Annotated in this window: 11 protein-coding genes; 6 read left to right on the top strand and 5 right to left on the bottom strand. The window is 69.3% G+C overall.

The window, feature by feature from the left end; genetic code table 11:
• The first annotated feature begins 127 nt into the window (after window positions 1-127).
• Window positions 128-1,405, top strand: coding sequence for a cytochrome P450 family protein (locus AAW14_RS01235; protein ID WP_265558847.1), 1,278 nt, complete (start codon window positions 128-130; stop codon window positions 1,403-1,405).
• A gap of 504 nt (window positions 1,406-1,909) precedes the next feature.
• On the top strand, window positions 1,910-3,715 hold the full coding sequence (locus AAW14_RS01230; RefSeq protein ID WP_265558846.1) for an alkaline phosphatase family protein: 1,806 nt from the start codon (window positions 1,910-1,912) through the stop codon (window positions 3,713-3,715).
• 395 nt (window positions 3,716-4,110) lie between these two features.
• Here AAW14_RS01230 and AAW14_RS01225 read toward each other — a convergent pair whose 3' ends face one another.
• From AAW14_RS01225 to AAW14_RS01215, 3 genes are read right to left on the bottom strand one after another with little or no spacing between them, the layout of a single operon-like run.
• Window positions 4,111-5,370, bottom strand: coding sequence for a cytochrome P450 (locus AAW14_RS01225; protein WP_265558844.1), 1,260 nt, complete (start codon window positions 5,368-5,370; stop codon window positions 4,111-4,113).
• An 11-nt stretch (window positions 5,371-5,381) separates the two neighbouring features.
• On the bottom strand, window positions 5,382-6,698 hold the full coding sequence (locus tag AAW14_RS01220) for an NAD(P)/FAD-dependent oxidoreductase (protein ID WP_265558842.1): 1,317 nt from the start codon (window positions 6,696-6,698) through the stop codon (window positions 5,382-5,384).
• Window positions 6,695-6,922: a ferredoxin gene (locus AAW14_RS01215; protein ID WP_265559259.1), complete on the bottom strand. Its 228-nt coding sequence runs from the start codon at window positions 6,920-6,922 to the stop codon at window positions 6,695-6,697. Before AAW14_RS01215 ends, AAW14_RS01220 begins: the two co-directional genes overlap by 4 nt.
• Window positions 6,923-7,146: 224 nt before the next feature.
• On the opposite strand from AAW14_RS01215, the gene AAW14_RS01210 reads away from it, so the two are divergent.
• On the top strand, window positions 7,147-7,812 hold the full coding sequence (locus AAW14_RS01210; RefSeq protein WP_265558841.1) for a TetR/AcrR family transcriptional regulator: 666 nt from the start codon (window positions 7,147-7,149) through the stop codon (window positions 7,810-7,812).
• A gap of 231 nt (window positions 7,813-8,043) precedes the next feature.
• Window positions 8,044-9,072 carry an MBL fold metallo-hydrolase gene (locus tag AAW14_RS01205; protein ID WP_265558839.1) on the top strand — a complete coding sequence of 343 codons (1,029 nt, stop codon included), beginning with the start codon at window positions 8,044-8,046 and terminating at the stop codon, window positions 9,070-9,072.
• 165 nt (window positions 9,073-9,237) lie between these two features.
• Here the strand turns inward: AAW14_RS01205 and AAW14_RS01200 are convergent, their stop codons facing one another.
• Both AAW14_RS01200 and AAW14_RS01195 read right to left on the bottom strand, forming a co-directional pair.
• Complete coding sequence (locus AAW14_RS01200; protein WP_265558836.1) at window positions 9,238-9,669, bottom strand: nuclear transport factor 2 family protein; 432 nt, start codon at window positions 9,667-9,669, stop codon at window positions 9,238-9,240.
• Between the two features lie 131 nt (window positions 9,670-9,800).
• Window positions 9,801-11,975 carry an MMPL family transporter gene (locus AAW14_RS01195; RefSeq protein WP_265558835.1) on the bottom strand — a complete coding sequence of 725 codons (2,175 nt, stop codon included), beginning with the start codon at window positions 11,973-11,975 and terminating at the stop codon, window positions 9,801-9,803.
• A 100-nt stretch (window positions 11,976-12,075) separates the two neighbouring features.
• Between AAW14_RS01195 and AAW14_RS01190 the strand changes: the two genes are divergently transcribed.
• Entirely contained in the window at window positions 12,076-12,699 is a 624-nt protein-coding gene (locus AAW14_RS01190; RefSeq protein WP_265558834.1) for a TetR family transcriptional regulator, read from the top strand.
• On the top strand, window positions 12,696-13,424 hold the full coding sequence (locus AAW14_RS01185) for a DUF2993 domain-containing protein (RefSeq protein WP_265558832.1): 729 nt from the start codon (window positions 12,696-12,698) through the stop codon (window positions 13,422-13,424). Before AAW14_RS01190 ends, AAW14_RS01185 begins: the two co-directional genes overlap by 4 nt.
• The last annotated feature ends 117 nt before the right edge of the window (window positions 13,425-13,541 follow it).

Raw genomic sequence — 13,541 nt, 5'->3', positions numbered from 1 at the left:
CTCACCCTGCACGTTCGATTGGGCGAATCGCGTTTGCCGCCGGGATCCGACCGGGGAAGGAACTGGTCCAACCTCATGCATCCGCTGTCCCGCGGCCGTGGCGGGAACATTCAGAAAGGCCGAAGGAATGACTCAGCTCGACGAACGGGACAGCGTGGAATCAACGGAGCAGGCGGTTTCGGCGGCATCGCGCGGCTCCGCCGCCTATCGCGCCAATCCCTATCCGGTGTATGCACGCCTGCGTGAGTCGGCCCCGGTGTGTCCCCTGTCGCCCCCTCATGGCGTGGAGACCTATCTGATCACGCGGTACGACGACGCGAAGGCCGCCCTGACGGATCCGCGCATCAGCAAGGACATGTACGCGGCCATCGACGCCTACCACACCATTTTCGGTGACTCGTCCATCGCGCTCGACGACAACATGCTCTTCTCGGATCCACCCAAGCACACACGGCTGCGTCGCATCGTCAACAGCGCCTTCAGCCCCCGCCGCATCGAGTCCTTGCGACCCCGAATTCAGCAGATCACCAACCAGCTGTTGGACAGTTGCGGCACGCATGCGCCCATCGACCTGCTGTCGACATTCGCCTTCCCGCTGCCGCTCATCGTGATCTGCGAGCTCATCGGCATTCCCGAGCATGAGCGCCAAGAAGTACAGAAGTTGTGCTCCGTTGTGGCGCGCACGGGGTTCAGCAAAGAAGACAAGGACAAACTGGCCCTGGCCGAGGGGGCTTTGCGGGACTACTTCGCCGAACTCATCGATCGGAAACGCCGTAGCGCGTCCGACGACCTTCTCGGTGCTCTGATCCGGACGCAGGACGAGCAAGGCGCCATGACGGACGGCGAGCTCCTGTCGACTCTTTGGGTGCTGCTCTTCGCCGGGCACAAAACAACCGCTTACCTCATCGGCAACGCCGTGTTCAACCTGCTCACCCACCGCGACCAGTTGCGGGAAGTCCTGGCGGACCAGGAACTGCTGCCGAACGCCATCGAGGAGATCATTCGCTTCGAGGGCTCCGTGGAGAACGCGACGTTTCGGCACGCCCTCGAGGACGTCACCATCAGGGACACCACGATCCCCAAGGGCGCTCTCGTCCAAGTCGCCGTGGCCTCCGCCAACCGGGACCCGGAGAAGTTCACCGCACCTGACACCTTCGACGTGAGGCGGTCCGGGCTGCAGAGCTCCCACCTCGGCTTCGGCAGTGGTCCGCACTACTGCCTCGGTGCACCGCTGGCAAGGATGGAGATGCGGATCGCGCTGACCACGCTCTTCGAGAAATTCCCGCACATCGATCTGGCCGTTGCCGCACACGAGGCAGAGTGGCTCAAGGTTCCCTTCCCCGCCTTCCGCGGGCTGGAGAGGCTTCCGGTCGTACTGGATCCGTCACAAATTCTTGGTGACTGACATCCCGTCACAACCCCTCGGTCACTGACATATCTTTCCGGACGGTGACCACGCGGATCTTCGAACCGTATCCGTCTCGATGAGTGCGTGGCTCTGGACGCCTGCCGAGCACATGATGGCGGTACAGGCCTTGACGCCTCATTGCCGTGCATCTGCTCCGTCGGAACAGGCCGGACGACGGTCGCGGTCATCACGGCGAACGGTCGTCGAGTGATGTGCCGTTGAGTGGTGCCGAGCAACTCGGCCGTGCGTCGGCACGGCCCTGTTCACCATTGTCGCGGGCAACGCCTTGCCGCCCGTAAGTTCCCCGCAGGCCGAAGCGGGAGCGGCCGGGCGTGCCCGCCTCCTGCGCCTGCATCTGGCGCAAACTTGTCTAGTCAGGTTTGACCGCGGTTCTTCCGCTGGACAGCGGAGACCGGTACCTATGTCCCGTTCATGGCGCACAGCCAGGCCGTAACACCATCACTCCTCACGGCACCCTCACCAACGGGACGAGGTACACGAATGCGACTGCGGTGGAGATCTCTCGGCGGGCTACTCACCCTCCTGGGCGCACTGATCGTCTCCGCTCCCGCCCCCGCACAGGCGGCGGGGAGCAGCGGCAACCTGATCATCAACGGCGACGCGGAGACCGGCGGCTACTGCACCAACGACTGGGGCGCGGCCACCACCGTACCCGGCTGGACCACCGAGGCCGGCGGCCCCGACGTCATGTGCTACACCGCCGGGTCCTTCGGACTGCCCAGCGACGGCAGGGCACCCGGCAAGGCCTTCTTCGGGCCCGGCAACTTCGGCGACGGCGCGATGACGCAGACCGTGGACGTCTCCTCGGCGGCCTCGGCCATCGACGGCGGTGGGGTGAGCTACAACCTCTCCGGCTGGCTCGGCGGTTGGACCGTCTACAGCGGCTACGTCGCGGTCAGCCTGCACTTCGACGACGCGAACGGCCGCCCGATCGGCGCGCCGGCCAAGCTGCCGACCGTCTCCGCGACCGACCGGGGCCTGACCACCAAGTTCCTCTCCCGCAGCGCCACCGGCCCGGTTCCCGCCGGAACCCGGTCCATCCAGACCGAGGTTCAGTTCCTGTCGACGTCCAACGAGACCGGCTACCTGGACAACCTCTCCCTCACCCTGAACACCCCGGTCAGCGCGCCGAACCCGGTCGCCCCGCCCGCGTCGAAGGTGCCCGGCTACGACCACGTGTTCATGGTCATGATGGAGAACACCGACTACTCCGAGATCATGAACGATCCGGCGGACACGCCCTACATCCACAGCCTGATGACCCAGGGCGCGACGCTGACCGACGCGCACGGCGTGTACCACCCGAGCGACGAGAACTACCTCGCCGTCGCCGGCGGCGACACCTACACCAAGGGCGCCACCTACTGGCCCAACATCAATTCCCCCGAGCGCAACCTGGGCGACACGCTGGAGGAGGCCGGCAAGAGCTGGAAGGCCTACGAGCAGGGCATGGGCACGCCCTGCAACACCAACAAGAACTACGACAGCGAATACATGCCCGACGACGCGCCGTTCATCAATTACACCGATATCAGCGGCAACGCGTCCCGCTGCGCAGCGCACCTGTTCGACACCTCGCAGCTGACCACCGACCTCCATTCGGCAGCGACCACACCGAACTTCTCCTGGCTCGCCGCCGACGACTACTACGACGGTGAGGGCTCCGGCAACGGCAACTCCACCAGCCTGAAGACGCAGGACGGCTGGCTGAAGCAGACCCTCGCCCCGGTGCTGGCCTCCCCGGCCTGGACGCAGCAGCGCTCGCTGCTCCTCCTGACCTGGGACGAGAGCGAGAACGAGGCGTACAACCACCTGGCCACCGTGGCCGTCGGCTCGCAGGGCACCGTGCCGGCCGGGACCAGCAGCCCGAGCCACTACGACCACTACGGCATCGCCCGCACCATCGAGGCGGCCCTCGGCCTGCCCGGTCTGACCGCCAACGACACCTATGCGACGCCGTTGAACGCCGCCTTCGCGCCGTCCACCGCAAGGACGCCGACGCTCACCGGCGACCTGAACGCAGTCGCGAACGGCGGCAACGTCACCTTCCGGTACTCGGTGCCGTCCGCCGCCCAGGTGAGCGCGAAGAACTGGATCGGCATTTACCCGGCGGGCGTCACCCCCGGCCAGCAGTCCGCGCTGACCTGGTCCTACGCCCCCAACGCCAGCGGCGCGCTGACCTTCTCCACCAGCAAGCTCAACGGCGCGGGCACGTACGACGTGTACTACCTGGCCGACGACGGCTACTCCACGCTGGCAGGGCCCTTCTCGCTGTCCGTCGGCTGATTCGCCGGTAGGGGTAACGGGTCTGCGCGCTCCGCCCCCGGCTCGAGGTCGCCGCCCCGCGGCGCACGGCCTCGGCGGGGCGCCAGTGGCCGGGCGCGTAGGCCCGTCCGCACCAGGATGAAGAGAGTTGCTCGAGCCGACGCCGAGCGTCTGTCGATGGGAACGCGGCGGTCGCGGCCTCGCAGTTGGCCGACCGCCTGTGCACGAGCCGCCCAACGCCCGCCCGCGCGGCGGAGGTTCACCCGCCGCCCGAGCGGGCGGTCGAACGGTCGCCGGGGAGGCTGATGTCCCTATTCGCCCGGCCCGCTATGACGAAGCCCTCCCGGCACGATCCGAAGTCGTGATCCATCGGACCGGGCGCGGGCAGGTGACGTGGCCGTGGGGCTTGTGCTGTGTCACCCGGAAGTGCCGAAAGTGGCCGTCGACCCGGTTGGTACGGGGGTGGGGACCGGGGCGGGGGAGAGGCGGTCGAAGGTGATCAGGAGGTGTTCCGGACCTCGCAGGACGGCGTTCTCCCGGTAGGGCGGGGGGTCGGCGACCAGGCGGGGGGACCGGAGCCGGCAGGCGAGGGCGGTCAGGGCGATCTGTGCTTCGGCGCGGGCGAGGCCGGCGCCGATGCAGTAGTGGATGCCCCCGCCGAAGCCGAGATGCGCGTTGTCCCGGCGGTCGGGGACGAACCGGTCCGGCTCGGAAAAGCGGTGGGGGTCGCGGTTGCCGGCGGCCAGCAGCAGACGGACACGCGCGCCCTTGGGGATGGTGACCCCGGCGATGTCGATGTCGGCCACGGTGCTGCGTCCGGACATCTGCACGGGTGGGTCGTAGCGCAGCACTTCCTCCACCATCGGGGTTGCCAGATCGGGGTCGGTGCGCAGCCGGGTGAGGGCGTCGGGGTGGCGCAGAAGGGTGAGGGTTCCGTTGGCGATGAGGTTGACGGTGGTCTCGTGCCCGGCGATCATGAGCAGGCCGAGAGTGACGCGCAGGTCCACCGGATCCATGGAGCCTTCGGGGCCCTGGTCGCGCATGAGAGCGGAAAGCAGGTCGTCCGTGGGGGTGGCGCCGTGGCGGGCGATGAGCCCTTCCAGGTAGTCCACCAACTCGGCCCGGGCCTGCTGCAGTTCGCGCAGCTCGTCCTCGGTCTGGGTGTTGACGGGATCCAGGCCCCGGGTCAGGCGACGGGCCAGGCCGCCGAAGACGGACTCGTCCTCGCGCGGCACGCCGAGCAGCTCGCAGATGACCGTGACGGGCAGGGGATACGCCAGGTCGGCGACGACGTCCAGCTGCCCCGGCCGTTCACTCGTGTGGGCGTCGAGCAGACCGGTGACGAGTTCGTCGATGTGCTCGCGCATGCCCATGATGCGCGGGACGAAGTGCTGAACGACCAGGTGGCGCAGTTGGTCATGGCGAGGCGGGTCCTCCATCAGCAGGCTCTTGCGCACAGGTTGCTGCAGCGGGTTGAGCCGGTCGGCACTCAGGCGCGGGTCACGCAGCAACAGGCTGATCTCGCGGTGGCCGCTGACCAGCCACGTCCCGTCCTGGGCGCACACCACCGGCTCGCTGCGCAGTTGTGCGTAGTAGGGGTAGGGGTCGGGGCGGTTGTCGTACCGGAGGGCCTGGGCGAACAGTTCACCGGCCGCGTGCGGGGTCGTCGTGGTCATTCCGGTCTCCCTCACCGGCGTCCGGCCGGTACAGGCGTTGTGGGCCGGCCGCCGGGTTCGTCGGTGGCGTCGAGCGGGTTGAGGTCCTCGGGTCCGTCAGTGGCGTTGAGCACCGGTGGGAACGGCGCTCCGGCCTCGATGAGGGCGGCGTATCCGTCCAGCACGCGGGGGGAGTCCACCGCGACCGCGGCGATCAGGCGGCCCTGCCGGCCGTAGGCGGCCACAAAGCACCGCCCCTCGGGTGAGCCCTGGGTGACGACGACCTGGTCGGCGAGCGCGGGCAGCCCCACACACTTGAGGTTGATCCCGAACTGGTTGGACCAGAACGCCGGAAGCGGTCGGTGGGTACGGTGGTCGCTTGGCGCCTGGACCATGTTGTGGGCCGCGGTACGAGCTTGGGCGACGGCGTTGTCCCAGTGATCCAGCCGCAGCAGCTGCCCGGGGTAGAGCGGGTGCGGCCAGCGGGCGACGTCACCGGCGGCGAAGACGTCCGCCACCGGAGTCCCGTCGACGGCCAGTGCCCGGCAGACGCCGTCGCACACCAGCCCGCGCGGGTCGGCGGCCAGCCCGGAGCCGGTCAGCCACTCGGTGTTGGCCAGGGCCCCGGCCGCGACCACGGCCACCTCGGCCTCCAGCACGGTTCCGTCGGACAGCACCGCCCGCCGCAGCCGACCGTGACCGTCGCCCTCCAGGGCACGGACCGTGGTGTTCAGCCGCAGATCCACCTCTGCATCGTGATACCAGCGGAGGGCGGCCCGGCCGATGACACCGCCCAGCGCGCTCCCCAAGGGCGCACCACTGCGCTGGGTCACGGTCACCGCCAGTCCCAGGTCGCGGCAGACCGAGGCGACCTCGCCTCCGGTGAAACCGGCGCCGATGACCAGTACCCGGCGCGGGCCCGCTGCCAGCTCCCCGCGCAGGCGGTCGGCGTCGTCCCGGGTGCGCAGCGTGTGGACCCCGTGCAGGGCGCCACCCGCCTCGGCAGGCCAGGAGCGGGCGCGGGTGCCGGTGGCGACCAGCAGCCGGTCGAAGGGCACCTGCCGCCCACCGTCCAGCAGGACCCGGCGTTCGCCCAGGTCAAGGCCGGCTGCGGCGGTCCCGAGCAGCCATCGGGCGTCGATGTTGCGCAGACGGGGCAGCACGGTGTGCTCGGTGGTCAGCCGGCCGGACAGCACCGCCTTGGACAGTGGCGGCCGGTCGTAGGGCGCATACAGCTCGTCACCGATGAGCGTGAGCTCCCCGGCGAACCCCTCGTCCCGCAGGGCTTCGGCGGCCCGCAGGCCCGCCAGGGAGGCGCCGACCACCACGATCCGCTCGGGGGAAGTCATCGGGCACCTTCCCCGGCCGAGGGCGCGGGCTCGGTGGCCCTGCCCAGACCGATCGCCTGCACCGGGCACGCCGCCGCGGCCCGTTCGACCTCACGGCGCCTGCCGGGGTCCGGCGCGTAGTCGTACTCCAGTGCCTCCTCCCCGTGGAATCGGAAGACGGCCGGTGCGGCATAGACGCACTGCCCGTAGCTCTGGCAACGGTTCAGGTCCACCACGAGCCGCAGCTCGGTCGGAGGGGAATCGGTGGTCATCTCTTCGCTCTCCTGCCAGGTGCGGCGGGTCCGTCGGCCTCCGGGAGGTCATCGGCAGACGCAGGTGACACTCCCATGTCCCGATTGACTCTCCCATGTCCCGATCGCACCCACCATTCAGATAGCAACCACTACTCAAACTGTACCCACTATCCGCGGATTGACATAGTCTTCGCCATCTCAATAGCCTCCTCAATATGGATACTGAGCGTGACGAACCGGTGCGACGGCGACTCACCCGGGCGGAGGCCAAGGCCCGCACCCGGCAGCTGCTCCTGGACGCCGCAGCCCAGGTCTTCGCCCGCAAAGGCTTCGCCGGGGCCTCGGTGGAGGAGATCGCCGAGACCGCGGGCTTCTCCATCGGCGCGCTGTACTCGAACTTCAGCAGCAAGGAAGCCCTCTTCCTGGAGCTGATGGCCGAACGCCGCCGCGACCGCATCGCCGAGGCCGCCCGCACTCTGGGCCGCCACGAGGCCGGAACCGGGCATGCCGCGGCCGAACTCGGACATCTGCTGGTGGACGCCGCCGACAAGGACATGGACTTCGCCCCGCTCCAGGCCGAGTTCTGGCTCTACGCGGTCCGCAACCCGCACGTCCTGGACACCATGGCCGCCTCGATGCGTGAGCCACGCCAGGCGCTGGAGAGCCTGATCGCCACCTGGCTCGCCGATCTTGACGCACCGGCCGAGGTCCGCGCCGACGCAGTGGCCACGGTCGTGACGGCACTGCTGCAAGGGCTCGTACTCCAGCGGCGCATCGCCCCCGCCGGCGTCCCGGAGGAACTCGTCGCCCAGGCCCTGGTCTGGCTGTTCTCCGGTATCAAGACGGGCGCCACGCCCGCCCCCGCCGCCGACAAGCAATGACCACCACTGCGGCCGGCCCGACGGCGGTTACGGCCACAGAGCGAAGGGCACCGTCAACCCCTCAGCGAGGATGGGCGCGAACGGCGGAACCGGCAACAGTTCTCGACGGGATCTGATGGCGCGTGCAGGCCGCCCCCGCGACGTCAGCCGCCGATACCCTGACCTTGTCAACGAGCTCTCGCCCACCCGCCCCGGGCACCAGTCGAACCAGGTCCCACGGAGGAAGTCCCGATGCCCGGACACCGACTCGGCACCCGCCTCGCCGGGTTCGCCGCCGTGGCCGGGGCCGCCGGTGCCGCGCTTGTGTGGCAGCGCCGGCTGCGACGCTCGGGCACGCTCGCCGACTTCCCGCACTTGCTCATGGGCGGCAGGGAGACCGGGACCGTCCCACCCGGCGGCGTGAGGGTGACGTCGTTGGGCACCACGATGATGCTCATCGACGACGGCGTGACCCAGATCGTCATCGACCCCTTCCTCACCCCTGTTCCCCTCCTCGCGGCCGCGCTGCGCACACCCGTGGCCACGGACCCCCGCGTCGTCGATGACGCCCTCGATCAGGTGGGCGCGGATCGGGTGCGTGCGATCTTCGTCTCGCACGCGCACCACGACCACGCGCTCGACGTCGCCCACCTCGCGCATCGCACGGGCGCGACCGTCTACGGCTCGGCGTCCACCCTCAACCTTGCTCGTGGTGGCGCGGTCCCTGAGGACCAGCTCTCCGGGCTCGACCCGACGCGTCCCGTCACTGTGGGCGGGTTCACGGTTCGCACGTTCGCCTCCCGGCACTCCCCCCACCCTCTGGGAGGCGAAGGGGCGACGATCGACCGGCCCCTTCCACAGCCCGCACCGATCACGGCATACAAGGAGGGCGGTACCTACGACTTCCTCGTGTCCGCACGGGCGCAGCGCATGCTCTTCAAGGGCTCCGTCAACTGGGTGCCCGGGGCTTTCGACGACGTTGTCGCAGACACGCTTTTCCTGAGCGTCGGCACTTTGGGGCGAGTGGACAAGACCTTCGCGCGGGACTACCTGGACGCGACCCTTGGCACGTTGCGTCCCGAGCTCGCCGTGCTGACGCACTGGAACGACCTGTTCGCCCCTGTGGCCGCGCCCCTGCCGTTCCACCGCAAGTTCATCGACGACACCCCGCTCTCCTTCGAGCGCGTGCGGCGCCACTCTCACGGCGCGAGGGTCGGTGTCCTCGACGCCTTCACCAGCATCACGCTCACTCCCTCCGCCGACTTGCGCACCGGACCATAGGCGCTGCTCGACCTGGGCAGGAGGAATCGTCGGTGCCCGTGGGGCGTCTCGCCGTTGTGCAGGTGCGGCGGTCACTGACCGGTCTGGTCCGGCACGCTGCAACAGTGTGCTGGGGGATCAAAGCGCTGGGCCGCCGCAATCTGCGCCGGCGGCCGGAGCCCCTGCCTACCGTTCGGTTGGTGTCGGTACGAGCCCGTCTGCGACCAGCCCGGCGAGTACGGCTTCGCCGAGCGCATGCACCGCGGACTGGGGCCGGACCATGACCGTGAACTCCTTGATCCGCCCGTCGTCGGCGAAGTGCAGCAGATCGATGCCGTGAATCTCCTTGCCGCCGGCCGTTGCCCGGAAGAGCAGGACTGCCGATGGAGCGGGTATGCCGTCGCTGCCGGTCTGTGCGGTGCCGGTGTAGTGGCCGACATAGCGGAAGTCCTTGAACGTGCGCAGGAGGACTCCGAAGAGCCCCAGCACCATCGGCTTGCCCTCGAACGGAGTGAACTTCACCGGGCTGTAGAAGCGGACGTCCTCGGTGAACAAGTCGTCCAGGGCCGCAAGGTCGCGGTTGTCGACGGCGGCGCGGAAGCGGTCTGCGGCGGTCATTGGCGCACCCTCCAGTGGTTATGCATGTGACAGATTCATGACCATCACGGCCGGTGTATCAGGTGACGGGGGGCATCGGGAAGGCGACGGTGGGCGGTTGGGTGTGTTCATGGGGGCTTTTCCGTACGGGATCAGGCGTGCAGGTGAGGCAGGCGGCGGTTGAGCCATTCCGGAAGCCACCAGTTGGCGCGGCCGAGGAGGAACATGGTGGAGGGTACGAGGACGAGGCGCACCAGGGTGGCGTCGAGGATGACACTGACGGCGAGGCCGAGGGCGAGCATCTTGACGACGACGGTGGGTGAGGCCGTGAAGGACAGGAAAACAGCGGTCATGATGAGGGCGGCGCTGGAGATGACGCGGCCGGTGGTGGCCAGTCCCGTGCCGACGGAGCGTGTGTTGTCGGCGCCGGCGTGCCAGACGTCGGCGATGCGGGAGAGCAGGAAGATCTCGTAGTCCATGGAGAGCCCGAAGACGATGGCGAACATCATCATCGGGACGTAGGACTCGATGGGCACCGGCTCGTGCAGGCCGAGCAGACTGCCGCCCCAGCCCCATTGGAAGACGGCGGTCAGTACGCCGTAGGAGGCGGCGGTGGTGGCCAGGTTGAGCAGGACTGCCTTGAGCGGAATGACCACGCTGCGGAAGACGGTCATCAGCAGCAGGAAGGCCGCCGCGAGAACGGTGGCGATGATCGCGGGCAGGCGCTCCTGCACGGTGTCGCGGAAGTCGACCTGGGCGGCGGTGGTACCGGTGACATAGCCGTGGGCGGTCGTGCCGTGCAGTGTCTCGGGGAGCGTGTGGTCGACCAGGGCGGTCACCAGATTGCTGGTGGTCTCGTCCTGGGGGCTGTGGGCAGGGGTGACGGTGGCTGTCAGGAGCTTGCCGTCCGGGCTGGGCCGGGGCGTGGTGACGTTGGCGACGTCCGGCGTGTTCTGCAGGGCGTGCTGCACGGTCAGGGCCAGGTCGGACGCCTGGGCGCGCTCGCCGCCGAGATCGATGACGACGGTCAGGGGGGCATTGGCGCCGGGACCGAAACCCGGACCGCTCGCGTTCGCGGTGAGGTCGTAGGCGGTGCGGCTGGTGGTGCCGGCAGGGTCGGCGCTCGCGTCGACGTGGCCCAGACGCATGGACAGGGCGGGTACGGCGAGCAGGCCCAGGACCGCGGTGCCGATGGCGAGGTAACGCCAGGGGCGCCGGGCGACGCGGGCCGCGTAGCGGTGCCAGCCGTCTCGGTCGCCGGCGGTCTCGGCGATCGGCCGGCGCAGGGCAAGCCGGTCTATACGGCGGCCGGTGAGACTGAGAGCGGCGGGGACGAGAGTGACGGCGGCGGTCGCGGTGATGGCGACGGAAAGGGAGGCGGCGAAGCCGAGTTTGCCGATGAAGGACAGACCGCAGGCGTACAGGCTGAGCATGGCCACGACCACGGTGACGCCGGCGACCAGAGCGGCCCGGCCGCTCGTCGCGGTGGTGCGGGCGGCAGCGGTGACCGGGTCGTGGCCCTCGATCAGGTCCTGCCGGAACCGGGTGGTCAGGAAGAGGGCGTAGTCGACGCCCACGCCGAGACCGATCATGGTGGCCAGTGTCGGGGCGGCGGTGGCGAAGGACACGGTGCCCGCGACGATGCCGACGACACCGATGCCGGTGCCCACCGCGATCAGGGCGGAGACGAGGGGCAGCAGCGCGGCGAGGATGCTGCCGAAGGCAAGGAGCAGCACCAGCAGGGCGGTTGCGATGCCGACCAGTTCGCTGGCGCGGTCGTCGGCGGGCTGCCGGGTGACTTGGTCGAGGTCACCGCCGTAGGCGACCCGCAGGTGCGCGCCGCGGGCCGGCTGTGTCGCCTGGTCCAGCTTCCGGGTGTAGTCGTGGCCGAGCGTCTTGGCCTGCACGTCGAACCGCACGGTGGTGTAGGCGGTGTGTCCGTCCTCGCTGACCACCGGGCTTGAGGCGGACGCGACGTGCGGGAGATGCGTGAGGTTGGTCACCGAACGGTTCACTGAAGTGTCGGCCGTCACAGTGCCGCTGTCGATGTGGAAGACGACGCGGCCGCTCGATGTGCCGGTGCCGGGGGAGTGGGCGGTGAGCAGGTCTGCGCCGGTGTTGGACTGCGTGCCCGACAGGCTCAGCTGGTCGCTGAAGACGGGTGCCACGGCGTTCCGGCCGGCCAGCGCTGCCGCCAGGGCCAGCAGCCAGAACGCGATCACCACCACGGGGTGGCGGGCACACCACAGGCCGAGCCGGGCGAGCACGCCGGCGGGTGGGGCGGGGGCGGGCGATGTCGGCGTCTCAACGTCGGACGGTGCAAGCACAGGAGGCTCCAGCAGAGGTGGGAGGGGCTGCGGAGGCCGACAGTAAACCAAAAGTGTCACGAGTGCCATTTGTCATTAGTGACAAGTTATGCTTGGGGCCATGCCCACTCACGACCCATCGCCCACTCCAGGGCTGCGGGAACGCAAGAAGGACCAGACACGACGGCAACTGCGTGCCTGCGCCGCCCAGCTCTTCGCCGAACAGGGCTTCGCCGACACCACCGTCGCCGACATCGCCGCCTGCGCGAACGTGTCCACCCGCACCTTCTTCCGCTACTTCGACAGCAAGGAGGATCTGCTTCTGCCCGACGGTGTCGAACTCTTCGCCGCAGTCGAACACGCCCTCGCACGGCGCCCCTTGAACGAGCCGCCCCTCGATGCCGTCTACAACGCCCTCCTGGCCGCGGCCGCCCCTTTCCAGAGCACCAGCCTGGCGGCCCTCACCCACCCCCTGGACGGAACCGAGCAGTTGATCGCGGCGCGGTTGATCCAGGCCTTCGCCGAGTTCGAAGAACGTCTCACCCGCCTGGTTCTGGAACGGCTGCCCGCGAACACTCCGGACGCCGACCTGTACGCCGCGGTGGTCGCCGGAGCCGCACTGGGAACCGTCCGCGCCATCTTGCGCACGCAGCGCAGCCGCCGGGCCGCCGGAACCCACAGACCGACCGTCATGCTTCCTCGGGCCTTCGAGATCCTGCGACAGATCGGACACGCCGCTCCATGAACCGCCGACGTATCCTGCTCGCCGCCACAGCGGCCGTCATGGTCATGGCGCCGCTGGCCGGCAGTGTCGTGGTCACGCATCGGGCCGAACAGCGCATCAGCCACGCCGCCGCATGCCGCCTCGCCCCCGTAGGCCAGGTCAGCGCCACCCTCGACAGCCCGCTCGCGTCAGTGACCATGCTCCGCGGCAGCGTCGGTGACGTCGAACTCCACGCCAGCGAACTAGAGCGTCAGGGCACGTCCATGGACCTCGACGCCCACCTGCGCCAGGTCACGACCAGCGGCGCCATCCACGGCGGAAACGCCACCGTGACCATCCCCTACGCCCAACTCGCCAAACGCATCCCCAGCCCCAGCAGTGGTACCGCGTGGACGCCCGGCACCGACGGCACCGGCCTGACCCTCACCGGCACGGCCGGAACCCTGGGCTTGCCAGTCACCGTCCACACCCACATCGCGCTGCGCGCAAACACCCTCGTCGTCACCCCCGCCGAACTCACCGTCCTCGGCCGCACCCTCCCCGTCAGCACCCTCCTCAGCAGCACAGGGGACACCTCACTGGCCGAGGGTCTGAAGCCACGCACCATTCCCCTCAGCGCCCTCCCCTCCGGTGTCCGAGCCACCGGCGCACAGGCCACGGAAGACGGCCTCGTCCTCCGCCTTGAGCTGACTCCCGGCGCCGTCCGTACCCACAGCAAGGCCTCGAGCGGGTGCCCAACAGTGTGATGGGGTGTGGGGGACAGGTCGGTCGGGCGAACGCACGGAACGCGCCCGCATCCGCAGCGAGAGACGTCCACGGGGGCGGTCGGCCGCTCCCAGCAGCGATCTGCATCGGGATCGATC

It is taken from the genome of Streptomyces hygroscopicus (genome assembly GCF_026168105.1).
GTDB classification, from domain to species: Bacteria; Actinomycetota; Actinomycetes; order Streptomycetales; family Streptomycetaceae; genus Streptomyces; species Streptomyces hygroscopicus_D.
Note: the sequence above shows the minus strand (reverse complement) of the source record. Positions and strands in the feature narration are given on the sequence as shown.

Bases quoted from the DNA above. Each gene is read 5' to 3' on its own strand.
- AAW14_RS01235 (WP_265558847.1), top strand. From the start codon at position 128: ATGACTCAGCTCGACGAACGGGACAGCGTGGAATCAACGGAGCAGGCG.
- AAW14_RS01230 (WP_265558846.1), top strand. From the start codon at position 1,910: ATGCGACTGCGGTGGAGATCTCTCGGCGGGCTACTCACCCTCCTGGGC.
- AAW14_RS01225 (WP_265558844.1), bottom strand. From the start codon at position 5,370: ATGACCACGACGACCCCGCACGCGGCCGGTGAACTGTTCGCCCAGGCC.
- AAW14_RS01220 (WP_265558842.1), bottom strand. From the start codon at position 6,698: ATGACTTCCCCCGAGCGGATCGTGGTGGTCGGCGCCTCCCTGGCGGGC.
- AAW14_RS01210 (WP_265558841.1), top strand. From the start codon at position 7,147: ATGGATACTGAGCGTGACGAACCGGTGCGACGGCGACTCACCCGGGCG.
- AAW14_RS01205 (WP_265558839.1), top strand. From the start codon at position 8,044: ATGCCCGGACACCGACTCGGCACCCGCCTCGCCGGGTTCGCCGCCGTG.
- AAW14_RS01200 (WP_265558836.1), bottom strand. From the start codon at position 9,669: ATGACCGCCGCAGACCGCTTCCGCGCCGCCGTCGACAACCGCGACCTT.
- AAW14_RS01190 (WP_265558834.1), top strand. From the start codon at position 12,076: ATGCCCACTCACGACCCATCGCCCACTCCAGGGCTGCGGGAACGCAAG.
- AAW14_RS01185 (WP_265558832.1), top strand. From the start codon at position 12,696: ATGAACCGCCGACGTATCCTGCTCGCCGCCACAGCGGCCGTCATGGTC.